At 71.1% G+C, this 15264-nt stretch carries 10 protein-coding genes and 1 pseudogene; 8 read left to right on the top strand and 3 right to left on the bottom strand.

Annotated elements, in window-relative coordinates; all coding sequences use genetic code 11:
* Positions 1-94: 94 nt before the first annotated feature.
* Entirely contained in the window at positions 95-511 is a 417-nt protein-coding gene (locus BN1701_RS16075) for a DUF3040 domain-containing protein (RefSeq protein WP_054049715.1), read from the top strand.
* Between the two features lie 175 nt (positions 512-686).
* Here the strand turns inward: BN1701_RS16075 and BN1701_RS16070 are convergent, their stop codons facing one another.
* From BN1701_RS16070 to BN1701_RS16060, 3 genes are all read right to left on the bottom strand, one after another.
* Positions 687-3068: a DUF3488 and transglutaminase-like domain-containing protein gene (locus tag BN1701_RS16070; protein ID WP_067521224.1), complete on the bottom strand. Its 2382-nt coding sequence runs from the start codon at positions 3066-3068 to the stop codon at positions 687-689.
* Between the two features lie 165 nt (positions 3069-3233).
* The gene (locus BN1701_RS16065; protein ID WP_054049710.1) at positions 3234-4499 is read right to left on the bottom strand and encodes a DUF58 domain-containing protein; all 1266 of its coding nucleotides are present in this window, start codon (positions 4497-4499) and stop codon (positions 3234-3236) included.
* 9 nt (positions 4500-4508) lie between these two features.
* On the bottom strand, positions 4509-5600 hold the full coding sequence (locus BN1701_RS16060) for a MoxR family ATPase (protein WP_172803263.1): 1092 nt from the start codon (positions 5598-5600) through the stop codon (positions 4509-4511).
* Positions 5601-6169: 569 nt separating this feature from the next.
* Between BN1701_RS16060 and mraZ the strand changes: the two genes are divergently transcribed.
* The 7 genes and pseudogenes from mraZ to BN1701_RS16025 all read left to right on the top strand — a co-directional run bounded on the left by mraZ (position 6170) and on the right by BN1701_RS16025 (position 15249).
* Complete coding sequence (gene mraZ, locus BN1701_RS16055; RefSeq protein ID WP_054049708.1) at positions 6170-6601, top strand: division/cell wall cluster transcriptional repressor MraZ; 432 nt, start codon at positions 6170-6172, stop codon at positions 6599-6601.
* A 152-nt stretch (positions 6602-6753) separates the two neighbouring features.
* Positions 6754-7713: a 16S rRNA (cytosine(1402)-N(4))-methyltransferase RsmH gene (rsmH, locus tag BN1701_RS16050; RefSeq protein WP_054049705.1), complete on the top strand. Its 960-nt coding sequence runs from the start codon at positions 6754-6756 to the stop codon at positions 7711-7713.
* An 815-nt stretch (positions 7714-8528) separates the two neighbouring features.
* Positions 8529-9413, top strand: a complete 885-nt coding sequence (locus BN1701_RS16045; RefSeq protein ID WP_054049703.1) for a hypothetical protein — start codon at positions 8529-8531, stop codon at positions 9411-9413.
* A gap of 1181 nt (positions 9414-10594) precedes the next feature.
* Complete coding sequence (locus BN1701_RS16040) at positions 10595-11188, top strand: hypothetical protein (protein ID WP_157368015.1); 594 nt, start codon at positions 10595-10597, stop codon at positions 11186-11188.
* Between the two features lie 48 nt (positions 11189-11236).
* The gene (locus BN1701_RS16035; RefSeq protein ID WP_157368014.1) at positions 11237-11437 is read left to right on the top strand and encodes a hypothetical protein; all 201 of its coding nucleotides are present in this window, start codon (positions 11237-11239) and stop codon (positions 11435-11437) included.
* Positions 11438-11577: 140 nt separating this feature from the next.
* Positions 11578-13454, top strand: a pseudogene (locus BN1701_RS16030) (peptidoglycan D,D-transpeptidase FtsI family protein).
* Positions 13455-13710: 256 nt separating this feature from the next.
* Positions 13711-15249 (top strand): UDP-N-acetylmuramoyl-L-alanyl-D-glutamate--2,6-diaminopimelate ligase, encoded by a 1539-nt coding sequence (locus BN1701_RS16025; protein WP_054049697.1) that lies wholly within the window; start codon positions 13711-13713, stop codon positions 15247-15249.
* Positions 15250-15264 lie beyond the last annotated feature (15 nt).

Raw genomic sequence — 15264 nt, 5'->3', positions numbered from 1 at the left:
CTGGAGGGGACAACCCCACAGCGGGTTGCCCGCCGGGTCCGGCGGCAACCGTGATCGCCCGGCGCCCGCGACCAATGTGCCGGAGGAGGAACATATGCCACTCTCCGAGCACGAGCAGCGACTGCTCGACCAGATCGAGCGCGCGCTCTACGCCGAGGATCCCAAGTTCGCCTCCACCGTCCGAGGCGCCCGCCTACGCAAGCCGTCCCGACGGCGCAGGCTGCAGGGCATCGCCCTGTTCGTCCTGGGTGTGGCGCTCCTCGTGTTCGGTGTGATGCTGCCGTTCAAACCGGCGGGTATCCCCGTGGTGAGCCTGCTCGGCTTCCTTGTCATGTTCGTCGGCGCCCTCATGACGCTGACGGCCCTCCGCCAGGGCGGCGACGCCGCCCCCGACCATGCCGACGCCCCCGGCGGCCCTCCAGGCACCGGCGACTCTCGCGGCGACCGCCGAGGCTCGTTCTCCCAGCGAATGGAAGAGCGTTTCAAGAAGCGGTTCGACGAAGACCATTAGCCAGCTTTCGCTGCTGACTTCCACAGGTAGCACTCATGGCCGTAGGGACCCCTACGGCCATAGAGTCATGTCTAGGCAGCAAGCAAGAAGAAAAGGTGACGGGTAGACCGCAGGCCCGACAAAACGCAAGGGGTACAACGGAACGGCCCAAATAGGCAACCACCAGCCAAGCAAACTACCGACGAGGCCGCAGCACAGATCGAGGCAACAGCCGAGCCTTCCAAGCCAACGGCGCAGTCCGCCTCATCCCCTTAACGACCTCATCAAACGCCGCAGCCAACTCCGGATCACGGTCCGCATTCCCCCCATACCAAGACCGCTCCACCGAATTCACCACAGTCCGCAGCGCTGTCTTCCCGGACTCATCCAAACTGTGCTCCCGAGCCAGCCGCCGAGCCGCCGTCCGCACCGTGTCGGCCTCTGAGATCGAAGCCCCCCGATCCCAGGACTCAGCCATCAGCTCGTCCCAAGCCGCACTGGCCGCCGACGGATCCGCCACAAGCACCGCATGCCGCCGCCCGTGCCGCCACCACGTGCGAACCAACGCGGGCACCGCCGCCGCGACCAACACCAGAACCAGCACCGCCAACCACCACGACACCGCCGCGGTGAGGAAGAACAGCGTCAACGTCCCGAAAACAGCGATCAACGGAATGAGATACCGCAGCAGCGAACGACGACGGGCAACAAGCAGCGCCGCCCCAGTCAGCACGAGAGAGACCAATCCCGCCCAGATCTGCCACGGCCACGACGTATCCGCCTGCCCGGTGACCGCCCCGATCGCGTCCGGGTCCTGGGTGTCGAGCTTGTCCTGCGGCGTCACCGCGCTCGTGCTCGGCGCTCCGGTCGGAACCTGCTCCTCAGTCGCCGACGTCGACGGTCCAGCGCTCGGATCCCCAGTCGTGTACGGCGGGACGAAGGTTCGGCCGTCGGTCAGTGGCGTCGGGTCGAACGAGACCCAGCCCTGGGCCGGGAAGAAGATCTCGACCCACGCGTGCGCGTCCTGCGTGGTGATCGACCGGTAGTCGCCGGACTGGAAGCCCGCCGTGTAGCCGATGGCCACTCGGGAAGGGATGCCGACCGCGCGGGCGAGGATCGCCATGGCGGAGGCGTACTGCTCGCAGTAGCCGACCTTGGAGCGGAACAGGAAGTCCTTGAGGGCGTCCTCGTCGCTGGCCGTGTCGGTCTGGGTCTTGTACTCGAAGCCGTTGGACCGGTCGAAGTACTGCTGCAGTGCCAGCGCCTTGTCGAAGTTCGTCTGCTTGTCCGCGGTGATCTGCCTGGCGAGCGTGACGACCTCAGGGTCGATGCCCTCGCTGGTGAGGTAGATCTGGTCGATCTCGCTGTGGTCGGTGCCCGCCAGCCGCAGGTCCTCGCGCGCGGGCTGGCTCATGTCGGCGTCTTCGGTGTACTTGCCGAGCTGGCGGGGGGTTCGGGAGTAGACCATCCCGCCGCTCTGGTCGTAGTACATGCCCTTGGGGATGTCCCGGAGCCTGCGCGGGGTGCCGTAGACCGGCGCCCACAGATCCTTGGGGGAGTTGATCGGCTCGATCTCGATGCGGGTGATCGTGCCGCCGCCGTCGTCACCGGGGGCGGGCGGCAGGTCGGCGTCGGCCGGGAAGTCGTCGGGCAGCGCGTCGACCGCGGTCCAGCCGCCGTTGCGGTCGTACCGGGGCAGGGTCATCGCGCGCAGGTAGCGGGCCTCGTTGCCGAGGTTGCGGACCCGGTAGAGCTCGATGTTGGTGCCCTGGTCGAGCATGCCGCGCAGCGCGGTGAACGGCTTGAGCGCCAGGCCGCCGCCACCGCCCTTGCCGCCGCTGCCGCCGGGCAGGCTGCCGACGGTGCCGATGCCGGTGATCAGCGCGCCCGCGAGCAGGCCCATCACCAGCGCCACCGAGACCATGGTCGTCGGCGAGCCGAACCCGGCCGCCGTGCCCGGCAGCGCGGGCCGGTTGCGCCACTGCTGATGGCGGTGGGCCCCGTCGACGGCCAGCAGGATCGCGAACGAGGTGGCGCCGAGGATGAAGGACCACCAGGGGAGCAGGTCGTCGGCCAGCGACGCCGGGACCGCGTAGACACAGAGAAGAACGAGCCCGCACGCGGCGGGCGCCCCTGCCGAGACGGCGAGGGTGTCGACCAGGACCGCGACCAACCCGATGGCGATGACCACGAGGCAGAGCATTGGCGCGGTCGCGGGTACCGGGGGCACTCCCAGCTGGACGGCCTCGACGGATCGCCGCAACACCTCACCCAACTCGGCGATGGCGGACGGGCCAGGGAACACACCGAGGATTCCGCTGTTGGTGAACAGGGCCACCACCAGGCACATCAGCGCGGCCATCTGCGCGAGCCCGACCACCAGCGTCGGCGTGCGCAGGGCCCGGAGCCCGAGCCCGGTGGCCGTGACGACCATGACGGCGATGCCCGCGTAGCCGAGCCAGCGCATCCCGTCGATCACCCCGGCCAGCGCGCTCGACGCACACAGTGTGGTGATCGCGGCGATCACCGGGGTCACGGTGACCGACCACTGGGCCTGCGGTGTGGCAACTTCACTCATGAGTCGCCCCCCGCGCGCCCGTTTGTCCACAAGGTCCGAGCCTGTCCACAGGCGAACCAGTTCGAAGATCATCAAGCCTCGCGGCCGATAGACTGGCCAGGGGCCGTCCCCCCGGGAAGGGTGGGGGCTGCGTGTTTGGGGGTTTGGGGGTTCGCGGGTTGGGGGTCATGAGCCGAACCCCGCGATCATGCTGTCGCCGCGTTTGGTGCCGCTGCGGCAGATGCTGCTCCACACCCTGGTCATCGGGATGTCCGGCCGGGCCACGGTGACGCCCCAACCCGCCGCGGTCAGCAGCGCGGCGGCGCCCTGCGGGTCGCCGTCGGGGCCGTCGCCCGGGCCCCACGCGGTCGCGTCGAGCAGAACAGCCAGGCTGCGGGTGCCGCGGGTGCGGTAGCGGATGAGCTGGCCGACCGACTCGGCGTCGGCCGCGCCGATGATCGCGATCAGTTCCTGGCCGTGGCCGGGGTCGGCCGGGCAGTTGATCTCCCGCTGGTGCACCGGCTGCAGCGCGGCCAGGGTGTCGAGCACCGCGTTGTCGCTGTGGCTGCCGTCGCCCGCGTCACTGACCAGGATCGCGCCGGTCTCGGTGACAAGGCGGATCTGCTGGCCGTAGCGGTGCAGGTGCACGCAGATGCTCGCCGCGAACGACACCGCCCACTCCAGGCTCGAACTCGCACCCGTGCCCCGGTGACCGGAGACCCGGTGGTCCAGAAGCACTGTCGTGCCGCCGCGCCACGGGGACTCCTCGACCCGGACCATCATCTCGTCGCGCTTGGCGGTGGAGCGCCAATGGACTTTGCGCAGGTCGTCGCCCTGCCGGTACGGGCGCACAATGGCGTCGTCCTCGCCGTGGCCGACGTTGAGCCGGATCGAACCGTCGTCGCCCGAGCCGAGACCCGAGCCGCCGGGGACGCCGGACAGGGGGACCACGCGGGGGACGACGACCAGCCGAGACGTGCGCGCCAGCTCCCGCTCGAACTCGGCAAGGCCGAACGGATCGGTGATCGTCGCCTTGAGCGGGCCGAGCTGCTGGATGCCGCGCAGCATCGGCTGCACCGCGTACCGCAGCTGCGTGCCGGTGTGGCGGGGCAGGTGCTCGATGACGAACCGGGGCTTGCCGCCCAACGCGTACGGCACGCCGTCGGACACCAGCAGTCCACCCGTGGGGAGCCTGCCCGTGCTGCGCACCGTCAACGCGACCTCCGCGCGGCCGCCGACCGGCACCCGCGCGGGCGCCAAGTGCCGCTCGGCCTGCAGGCCGACCTTGGCGATCGCGGTGAACCCACACACGATCAGCGGCAGCGCCACCACGAACACCGCGACCCGCAGCAGGTCACGCTCGTTGAGGACCACCGAACACAGCGCGGCGGCGACCCCGGCCGCCAACAGGCAGCGGCCCCGTGTGGTCAGCCCCGACAGCGCCCCGCCCATCGACCACTCCTACTGACGACCGCGCGCCCACTGCGCGGCCGGGTCGGCCTGCGGCACGGGGACGCGCTGGATGAGCCCGCGGATGAGCTCGGCGGGCGAGCGGCGGGCGGCCTGCGCCTCCGGCGTGAGGACCAGCCGGTGCGCCAGCACCGGGATGGCGACCAGGTGCATGTCGTCGGGGACCACGAAGTCGCGGCCGGACAGCGCCGCCTGCGCCCGCGCGGCGCGCACCAGGTGCAGCGTCGACCGGGGGGAGGCGCCGATGCGGATCTCGGACAGTCGCCGCGTCGCCGACACCAGCTCGACGGCGTACCGCCGGACCTCCTGGGCGATCTGGACACCCCGGACCGTCTCGATGAGACCGCGCACCTGGTCGCCTGTGGACACCGGCTTGAGCGTCTTGAAGACATCCTTCGCGGCGTGCTCGTCGACCATGGCCAGCTCGGCCTGCGGGTCGGGGTAACCGATCGACACCCGCGCGGTGAAGCGGTCGCGCTGGGCCTCGGGCAGGGCGTAGGTGCCCTCCATCTCGATCGGGTTCTGCGTGGCGATCACCATGAAGGGCGACTGCAGTTCATAGGTCTTGGCGTCGACGGTGACCTGGTGCTCTTCCATGCACTCCAGCAGCGCCGACTGCGTCTTCGGCGACGCGCGGTTGATCTCGTCGCCCACCACGATGTTGGCGAAGACCGGACCGGGGCGGAACTCGAACTCGCTGGTCTGCCGGTTGAAGATGGACACCCCGGTGACGTCGCTTGGCAGCAGGTCGGGGGTGAACTGGATGCGGCTCACCGAGCAGTCGATCGACCGCGCCAGCGCCTTGGCCAGCGACGTCTTGCCGACGCCAGGCACGTCCTCGACCAGCAGGTGGCCCTCGGCGAGCAGGGTGACCAGGGCGATGCGCACGACCTCCGGCTTGCCGACCAGGACCCGCTCGACGTTGGCGGCGATGCGCTGCGCGGTCGCGTGGAGGTCGTCCAGCCTGCTGATCGGCCGGTGGTTGTCGGCCGGGTAGGGCGAGGTCGGACCCGGCGCCTCGGGGCCGTGCCCGCCGTACGGGGGGTGCCCCGGCAGAGCGGCGGGCGGGGTACTCGACGTCACACGACCTCCTGATGCTTGTGCAGGGTCACCGGGCTCCGGGCACCCGATCGGGGCGCGGACGGGATCGGCGCTCGTGGGTCAGCCTGCCGTGGCCGCGACAGCCTTCCATGGAGTGTGTCAAACCGGGGCGAAGTACCCCAACGTTTCCGGCGCCGAATCGACCCGTGCGCTGGTGCCGATAGTGCCAGGTCGGCTCCGGCGGCGATCCGGCCGCTCCGTTGGTCACGCTGTGCGACTGGCCGTGCGGCCTGCGCGGCAACCCGTTCCCCACCCTCACCCACCGACGCCCCCACGTCCTTCCCCAGGGCCCCACAGCGGCCCACATTCACCTAGGACGCGTGGCGCGGGCGGGGGTTGCGTGGGGTTTTCGATTCACCCCGGGCGGTGGACTCCCCACCGCCCCCCACCTGACCCCTCGGCCGTCTAGCTGGGCAAACGCGATCTCGATCAGTCGAAATCCGACACGATTCGCGTTGACTGTGGTGAAAAGTGGGGTACTGTGGCGCCAAGTGGGGCGGACGGGAGTCCCATGGCCGATCCGACCGGTTCGGTGGGGAGGTGAGTGTCCGATGTTCCTCGGCACGCACACCCCGAAGCTCGACGACAAGGGGCGGCTGACACTGCCCGCCAAGTTCCGGGAAGCGCTCGCGGGTGGACTCATGGTCACGAAGGGTCAGGATCACTGCCTCTACGTGTTTCCGCGCGCGGAGTTCGAGGAGATGGCGCGCAAGGTGGCGGCGGCACCACTGACGAACGAGGCCGTCCGGGCCTACCAGCGGTACCTGTTCGCGGGCACCGACGAGCAGCGTCCGGACAGCCAGGGCCGGATCCCGGTCGCGCCGGAACTGCGGCGCTACGCCGGGTTGACCAAGGAGTGCGTGGTCATCGGGGCGATCACCAGGCTGGAGATCTGGGACGCGCAAGCGTGGCAGACCTACCTGGACGAACACGAGGACAGCTACTCCCAAGCGCGTGAGGAGGTTCTGCCCGGCGTGTTCTGAGTCGTGGGGGGAGCAGGAAGACGCGGGTGCCGTGAGGCCTCGGTCCGCTCGCTTTCGGCCCTGGCGCACCTTCCCCGGTGCCAGGTTCGACGAGCGGGCGGGGACCTGGCGGCACCCGGCCGTCTGGCTGGACTGAAAGGGGGTGTGGCCACATGACGGATCAGCCGCGGCACGTGCCGGTGCTGCTGGACCGGATTCTGGAGCTGTTCGCTCCGGCCTTGTCGGACCGCCCCGCCGTCCTGGTCGACGCCACTCTCGGCCTCGGCGGCCACGCCGACGCCCTGCTGTCGGCCCACCCTTCGCTCACGCTGGTCGGACTCGACCGCGACCCGAACGCACTGTCCATGTCGGCCGACCGCCTGGCCCGCCACGGCGACCGGGTGCACCTTGTGCACACCGTCTACGACGGACTGCCCGAGGCGCTGTCGTCGCTCGGACTGTCTCAAGTGGACGGCGTGCTGTTCGACCTCGGTGTGTCCTCGATGCAGCTCGACGTGCCTGAACGCGGCTTCGCCTACGCGCGCGACTCCCCGCTGGACATGCGGATGGACCCGACCACCGGCCCGACGGCCGCCGACGTGCTCAACACCTACGAGCCCGGCGACCTGATCCGCATCCTGCGCGAGTACGGCGAGGAACGCTTCGCCTCCCGCATCGTCAAGGCCATCGTCGCCGAGCGCGCGAAGGAGCCGTTCACCACGAGCGCCCGTCTGGTGGAGCTGCTCTACGCCGCGGTGCCCGCCGCCTCCCGCCGCACCGGCGGCCACCCGGCCAAGCGCACGTTCCAGGCCCTTCGCATCGAGGTCAACGCCGAACTCGACGTCCTGCGCCGCGCGATCCCCGCCGCCCTCTCGGCGCTTCGAGTCGGCGGCCGGATCGTCGTGGAGTCCTACCAGTCGCTGGAAGACCGGATCGTGAAGAAGGCGATCGGCGAACTGGCCAAGTCGACCACCCCGCCGGGCCTGCCGGTCGAACTGCCCGAACACGCCCCCTACTTCCGCCTCCTCACCCGCGGCGGCGCCGAACTGGCCGATGAGGCCGAGACCGAGCAGAACCCACGTGCCCAGTCGGTCCGACTGCGGGCCGCCGAACGGATCAGGGAGGCATCATGACCGCGCCCACGCGCAACAAGGCCCGAGCCTCTCGATCCGGGGACGAGCCGACCGGCACGCTGTCCGGCTGGGCGGACCGGGCGCTGGCCAAACTCGGCCGTGCCCGACCGGAACCCGAATCGGACCCGACCCCCCGCCGCAGTGCGCGCGCGGACGGCTCGGCGCCCCGCCGCCGACCCCGCCGCACTCCTGCGCACGACTCCCCGCAGGTGGAAGACATGTCCCTCGACATCACCGGACCGACGGTGGAAGCCGCCGATGGCGCGGAGGCCGCTCCCGCGACTGGGGCTCGGTCTGGTGGTCGGTCGGCTGGTTCGGAGGCTGGCGTTCGGTCTCGTGGTCGCGACTCGGAGGTCCCTTCGGCGAGCCGGTCTCGCGGTCGGTCGGCTGACGCGGAGGCGACGGCTGTCGCTGGGTCTCGTGGTCGTTCGGCTGACGCCGAGGGGATCTCGGAAGCTGGGGCTCGGTCTCGTGGTCGGAGGGCTGACTCGGAGGTCGCTTCGGCGGGCACGCGTGGTCGTTCGGCTGACGCGGAGGCGACGGCTGTCGCCGGGTCTCGTGGTCGTTCGGCTGACGCGCATGAGCAAGCTGGTCTCTCCGGTGTGCTGGGTGAGGCGGGCCTCTCGGGTGACCGTTCGCGGTCGGGTCGGTCTAGCCGGTCCGGCGGGCAAACCGCCCGTTCTCGGCGCCGGTCGCGCGCTGAGGATGAGCAGGCTGGTCGGTCTGGTCGCGGGTCGGGCGGCTCCGGGCGGGCGGCCGCGGATGGGTCGTCGGCCCGTTCTCGCCGTGCGCCGTCGAACAAGGCCGGGGTATCCGTGCCCCGCGACTCGAGCTCGGGCGCCGATGACGTGCGCGTTCGTTCCTCGCTCGACGCCTCGGACGAAGTTGCTGTTCCCGTACGCCGATCGGCTGTCGCGACCGCGACTATCGACGCGCCCACCGTCGCTCCGGAGGTCGAGCAGCCGGAACGGGTGGGTCGCCCCGCCCGCCCGCGCACAGCCGCCGCCGAGCGCGCCTACGCCCGCCGTGCGCACCGCGAGGGCCGCCGACCCGCGAGCCGCGCAGCCGTTGACCCAGAAGAGGCCGCCGCCGGGCGGGCCTCCTTCGTCGTACTGATCATCGCCCTGCTGGCGGTCGGCGTCGCCGCGACCCTGTGGCTCACCACCCAGGCCGTCGCCGACTCCTACCGCCTCGAGAACGCCAAGAAGGAAGCCAACCAACTAGCCGAACAAGCCGCCCAACTCCAGCGCGAGGTGACCCGAAAGGAGTCCGCCTCTGCGCTGGCCGAGCGCGCCCGCCAACTGGGCATGGTCCCGGCGGGTGACCCGGCACGACTGGTCGTCGGCCCAGACGGCACCGTCACCGTGGTCGGCGACGCGAAGCCCGTCCGCGCTCCCGCTCCGCCCGCCCCCGACCCGGCGGCCGCGGGCACGCAGCCCGTGGATCCCGCGGCAGGTGCGCAGGCTGCGGCAGGCACGCAGACTCCGGTGGGCGCGGTTCCGGCAGGCACCCAGGCTCCGGGTGGCGCGGTGCCCGCTGATGGTCAGGCTCCCGTCGGTGCTCAGCCCCCGGCGGGCGGCACCGGAACCGCACCTCCCGCAGGCGGCGGTCAGCCACCCGCGGCAGCAGGCACCCAGCCCCCTGCCGGTGGCGCACCTCCGGCCCAGGGCGCCGCGCCTCCGCCAGGCGGAGGCGGCTGATGCCAACCAGGCCACGCCCGCGTGCCGTCACCACCCCCGACGACACGCGGGCGCAGCATGCCGCGCATGCCCCGCGCGTGGTCTACGGCCGCGCCACGCCGCCACGGCAGACAAACCACCCCGGCGGCGCACGCGAACCAGCGCGGGGCGGGCTGGCGAGCAGTTGGCTGGCGGGTGGCTTGCAGGCTGGCGGCCGTTGGGCGAGTTCCCAGCCGGACAATGGTCGGTTGGCGAGTGGCTGGTGGGCGGGTAGCGGATCGCCTGGTCGTGGTGTTGCGGGTTGCTGGTCGACTAGTGGCCTGGCGAGTGGCGGATCGGATGGTGGGTCGGCGGGTCGGCAGGCTGGCGTTGGGTCAGAGGAGTTCGGGCTGGCGAGTGGTTGGTGGGCGGGTCGCGGGTCGTCTGGTTGTTGGTTGGTGGGTCGTGGGCCGGTTGATGGTGGCGGACTCGGTTGTGGGTTGGTGGGTCGCGGGTTGGCCGGCGGTGGGGTGGCGGGTTGCCGGTTGACGAGTGGTGGGCCGGCGAGTGGCGTGGGTGGCGGGTCGTCTGGTTGTTGGTTGGTGGGTCGTGGGCCGGTTGATGGTGGCGGACTCGGTTGTGGGTTGGTGGGTCGCGGGTTGGCTGGCGGTGGGGTGGCGGGTTGCCGGTTGACGAGTGGTGGGCCGGCGAGTGGCGTGGGTGGCGGATCGGCTGGTCGTGGGTTAGCGGGTCGCGGGCAGGCTGGTCGTGGCTTGGCGGGTTGCCAGCAGGCGAGTGGTCGGTTGGCGAGTGGCGGATCGGGTGGTGGGTTGGCAGGCGCGCAGAGCGAGACGCTCGCGCCCTCGTCCTTCCGTTCCGTCAGCAAGGGGCGCGTTGCGGGGCTTGGAGTTCGTGCTGCTTTGGCGGTCCGAGGGTGTGATCGCCGCGCGGTGGTTGGTGGGTGTGAACACCGCGTTGGGGGGCGTGGGGTTGGTCTGGATTGGGTGGGTGCGTGTGAGGTTTGCGCCGTAGGGCGTGGGGTTGAGTGGGCTTGGACGGTGTGGGAGCGCCGTGAAGGTGTGGGGCTGGCGGCTGGGCGGCGTGGGAGTGCCGGTACGGCCGCTGGTTTGGTGAGTTCCGGGCAGGATGAGGGTGTCTGATGTCGGGTCGCAACGGGGAGCCGCCGAGCCGAGGTGACTCGGCACGCGATGGGGAGTCGCGGGGTGCTCAGCCGAGGGGGGCTGGAGGCGGTTCGCCGCCTCGCGGGTCTGGGGGTGCGCAGGGCGCTGGGAATGCGCGCGGGCGTGGTGATCAGCGGGCTGCGGGGAGCGGTCGTGGTGGCTCCGGCGCCGGTGGACACGATGGCGGTGGCAGTAGTGCAGGCGGCCGAGGTGCAGGCCGTGGTGTGGATCCCCGGGGCGCTGCTGGGCGTGGCGGGGAATCTGGAGTCGCTGGATCTGGTGGTCGTCGGACGCCAGGTGGAGTCGGGCAGAACGGTCGGGGGAGCGCACGCGGTGGCACCGGCGCTGGTGCTCGTGGCGCAGCAGGCGGTGGGCGGGGTGTGCCGGGTGGCCGTGGGGCCGCAGGCGGAGCCGGGCGCACTGGTGCCGACGGAGGCGGTAGGGGAACTGGCGGCGGGCAGGCCGGTGGGGTCGGGCATTCCGGTGCTGGTGGTGGACGTCCTCGTGTCGATGGTGGTCATTCGGGGGCCGGCGGACGGGGTGTCGGGGAAGCAGGGCGCGTTGGCGGGGGAAGCGGTGTGGGCGCGCGCGGGGGGTATGGCCCCGGCGGGGGCGAGGGTGGTGGGGGTCGGGTAGGCGGGAGCGGGTATCGGGACGGTGCCGGCCACCCGGGTGGTGGGCGTGGTGCTGGGAGCCGTTCTGTCGCGGGTGGCGGCGGTGGCCGTGGTGCCGGTGCGCAAGGGGGCGTTGGTGGCGGGCGCGCTGTGGATGGGCGCGGCGGGGCTGGCGGCGGGCGTGGTGCCGTCGACGGGCGCGGTGGCGCAGTGGGTGGGCCTGGATCTTCGGGTGGGCGCGGTGGCGCTGGTACTGGGCGTGGCGCCATAGGGCGTGGGGGTGCTGGTGGCGGGCGTGGAGTTGTTGGCGGGCAAGGGAGTGCTCGCGGTGGACGTGGGGCTGTTGGCGGGTACGGAGCCGTAGGCGGGCGTGGGGGCGCTGGTGGTCGGGGTGGGCCTGCGCGGGGTGGCATGGTTCGCGAGTCGCCTGCGCCGGGGCGGATGCGGCAGGTTCGGAAGCGGGCGCAGGGGACTGATCATCGGGTTCGGGTTGTGGTGATTCGGTTCCTGCTGATCGCCTCGCTGGTGGCTGCCGGGTTGAAGTTGGTGCAGGTTCAGGTTTTCGAGGCCGACGCGTTGGCGGCTCGGGCTGAGCGGCAGCGAGTGGTGCCTATTCCCATTCCCGCGCGGCGGGGGTCCATTGTGGACCGGAACGGGGTGGAGCTCGCGTTCAGTGTTGAGGCGCGCGCGTTGGCTTATCGGCCTATCGCTGAGAAGGCGGCGTTGGAGGAGTTGCGGAAGAAGGAGCCTGCGACGCCGAGTTTTGAGGATGAGACCGCGCTGATCGCTCGGCGGGTGCATGAGGTTGTCGGGGAGGCGGCGCCAGAGGCGACGATTCTCGGGAAGTTGCGGGAAGACAAGAAGTTCGTCTACCTGGTCGAGAACGTCGAGCCCGCGAAGGCTCGGGAGTTGAAGACGAAGTTTCCGCAGCTCAACGTCGAGTACCGGGCACAGCGGGAGTACCCGGGGGTAACCTCGCGGCGAACATCGTTGGGTTGGCCAACTGGCGCAAGGACGACCCCGACATCAACAAGCACGCGTTGCACGGGCTCAGTGGGCTGGAGAACCTGCGGGACAACCAGTTGGCGGGGCAGCCGGGCAGACAGATGGTCGAGACCGACGAGCGCACCAGCGCCGTCATCCCGGGCAGTGAGCGCGACCTGCAGTCGGCGGTCGACGGGTCTGACCTCCAGTTGACCATCGACGCCGACTTGCAGTTCTTCCTGCAGCAGAAGGCGGCCGAGTTCGCTCAGCGCAGCCAGTCCAAGAACGTCAGTGTTGTAGTGATGGACGCCAAGACCGGCGAGGTCTACGCGTTGGCCAACGACAAGACGTTCGATCCGACCGCGCCCGGTGGGGTGGATCCCAAGGAGATGGCCGATCCGGCCGTGACCACGCCGTTCGAGCCGGGGTCGGTCAACAAGATCGTCACCGCGATGGGCGCGCTGGAGTACGGGGTCACCACGCCGGATGCCGTGTTGTCGGTGCCGGGGTCGATCAAGGTGGCCGACCGGGTGGTCGCCGACGCCTGGGATCACGGGCGGATCAATCTGACGACGACCGGGGTGTTCGCCAAGTCGTCGAACGTGGGGACGTTGCTGCTGGCTCAGCAGGTCAACGAGAACCGCTACGCCGAGCTGCTGGCCAAGCTCGGGCTCGGTACGCGAACCGGGGTCGGCCTGCCCGGCGAGAGCCCGGGCAGCGTGCTGCCGCGCAACCAGTGGTCGGGCAGCACCTTCGGCAACCTGCCCATCGGGCAGGGCCTGTCGATGACCGTCCTGCAGATGGCGGGCATGTACCAGGCGATCGCCAACGACGGGATGCGGGTTCCGCCACGGATCGTCAAGGCCACTGTCCGGCCGGACGGCACTCGGGTGGAGGAGCCGAGGCCGGAGGCCGTTCGGGTCGTTTCGCCGGAGACGGCGCGGACGGCGCGGGACATGTTCCGGGCGGTGACCCAGAAGGCGCCGCACCAGAACTCCGGCACCGCGCCCGCGGCGGCCGTGACCGGGTATCAGATCTCGGGCAAGACGGGCACCGCGCAGCAGTTCGACCGCGCGGCTGGCCGCTACAGCGACTCCAAGTACTGGATCACCTTCGCCGGGATCGTGCCCGCCGACAACCCGAGGTTCGTCGTCGGCATGGTCTATGACACGCCGAGCTACTCGACGCCCGAGGGGCACACCGCGGCGCCGTTCTTCCACGACGTCGCGTCGTTCCTCACGCAGCGCTACAACATCCCGACGTCCAAGGAGCCGACGCCGATCGTGCCGCTCGTCGTCCCGTGAACCGAACGAGCAGAACGACCAGGACACCCATCGCCACAGTCCGCTGAGGACGGTGAGCGCCCATCGGGCGGCGACTCGGCGAGTCGACGAGGGGTGTTCGAAACATGCGTTCGACTTTACCGGACGAATCCGGGATTTGAGCGGCGGAAACGCGAATCACCCGATCGTGTTGGAATCGGGTCTACCGCATCACCGTGGACGGTCGTGATCGAGGGGCGAGCGGGCTCAGCTTCCGCGCAGAGGTAGCCTTCGCGACGTGCCCGCCAAGCTCGAGGGCAAGGCTGTCACGGCACCGCCTCGCCCCACCCACACCGACCCTGTCGCGCTCTCCACGCTGGCTGACGCCGCGGGGGCCCGACTGATCGCGACCACCGACGGCACCGTCGTCACCGGTGCGACCCTGCGCGCCCAGCACGTGCGCCCCGGCGACCTGTTCGCCGCGCTCCCCGGCGCGCGGGCGCACGGCGCCGACTTCGTCGCGGACGGCATCGCCGCGGGCGCCGCCGCCATCCTGACCGACGAGGCGGGTGCGTCCCGCCCGGCCGTGCGGGACGCGGGCCTCCCGGTCCTGGTCCACGCTGATCCGCGCGCCGCGCTCGGCTCCCTCGCCGCGACCATCTACGGCGAGCCGTCCCAGCGACTCAAGGTTCTCGGCATCACCGGCACCTCGGGCAAGACGACCACCAGCTACATGGTCGAGGCCGGGCTCGCCGCCGCGGGCCGCACCACGGGCATGATCGGCACCGTCGAGACGCGCATCGCGGGCGAGCGCCTGGCCAGCGCGTTCACCACACCGGAGGCCCCGGACCTGCAGGCGCTGTTCGCCGTCATGGTCGAGCGCGGCGTGACGCACGTGCCGATGGAGGTCTCCAGCCACGCGCTCGCGCTCGGCCGGGTGGCGGGCACGAGCTTCGCCGTCGGCGCGTTCACCAACCTGTCCCAGGACCACCTCGACTTCCACACCGACCTCGAGGACTACTTCGCCGCCAAGCGCCTGCTGTTCGACGGCCGGTCCGCGCGCGAAGTGGTGTGTGTGGACGGTGAGTGGGGTCGCAGGCTGGTCACGCCCAAGACGGTCACCGTCGCCACGACCGGCGAAGCGCACTGGACGGCGAGCGACGTGCGCACCTCTCTCTCGGGAGAGCAGACTTTCGTGCTTCACACCCCAGCAGGCGAGGCGGTCCCCGCGTCGCTGCCGATGCCGGGCTCGTTCAACATCGCCAACGCGGTGCTGGCCGCGGCGATCCTGGCCGAGGCCGGGGTCCCGGTCGAGACGATCGTGCGTGGACTGTCCTCTGTGCGCGTTCCCGGCCGGATGGAGCGGGTCGACGTCGGCCAGGACTTCACCGCCGTCGTGGACTACTCGCACAAGCCCGAGGCCGTGGCGCTCGCGCTGGACGCGATCCGGGCGCGGGCCGACGGCAAGGTGATCGTCGTGCTCGGCTGCGGCGGCGACCGCGACACCGCCAAGCGCCCTCTGATGGGCGAGGCGGCGGCGCGGCGCAGCGATCTGCTGGTGGTCACCGACGACAATCCCCGCAGCGAGGACCCGGCGGCGATCCGGGCGGCGATGCTGGCCGGGGCCCAGGCGGTCGCGGCGGCCGAGCGGGGCGAGGTGATCGAGATCGGTGACCGGCGACAGGCGATCATCGCCGCGGTGGCCAGGGCGGGCGCGGGCGACGTGGTGGTCGTGGCGGGCAAGGGACACGAGACGGGACAGGAGATCGCGGGTGTGGTGCACTCGTTCTCCGACCGGGACGAGCTGGCCGCGGCGATCCGCGGGACAACATCGTGATCGGCAGGCAACCGG

The sequence above is a fragment of the Alloactinosynnema sp. L-07 genome, from assembly GCF_900070365.1.
Taxonomy (GTDB): Bacteria; Actinomycetota; Actinomycetes; order Mycobacteriales; family Pseudonocardiaceae; genus Actinokineospora.
This window is presented reverse-complemented; position numbering and strand designations above follow the sequence as displayed.

Bases quoted from the DNA above. Each gene is read 5' to 3' on its own strand.
- mraZ (WP_054049708.1), top strand. From the start codon at position 6,170: ATGTTCCTCGGCACGCACACCCCGAAGCTCGACGACAAGGGGCGGCTG.
- BN1701_RS16065 (WP_054049710.1), bottom strand. From the start codon at position 4,499: ATGGGCGGGGCGCTGTCGGGGCTGACCACACGGGGCCGCTGCCTGTTG.
- rsmH (WP_054049705.1), top strand. From the start codon at position 6,754: ATGACGGATCAGCCGCGGCACGTGCCGGTGCTGCTGGACCGGATTCTG.
- BN1701_RS16070 (WP_067521224.1), bottom strand. From the start codon at position 3,068: ATGAGTGAAGTTGCCACACCGCAGGCCCAGTGGTCGGTCACCGTGACC.
- BN1701_RS16075 (WP_054049715.1), top strand. From the start codon at position 95: ATGCCACTCTCCGAGCACGAGCAGCGACTGCTCGACCAGATCGAGCGC.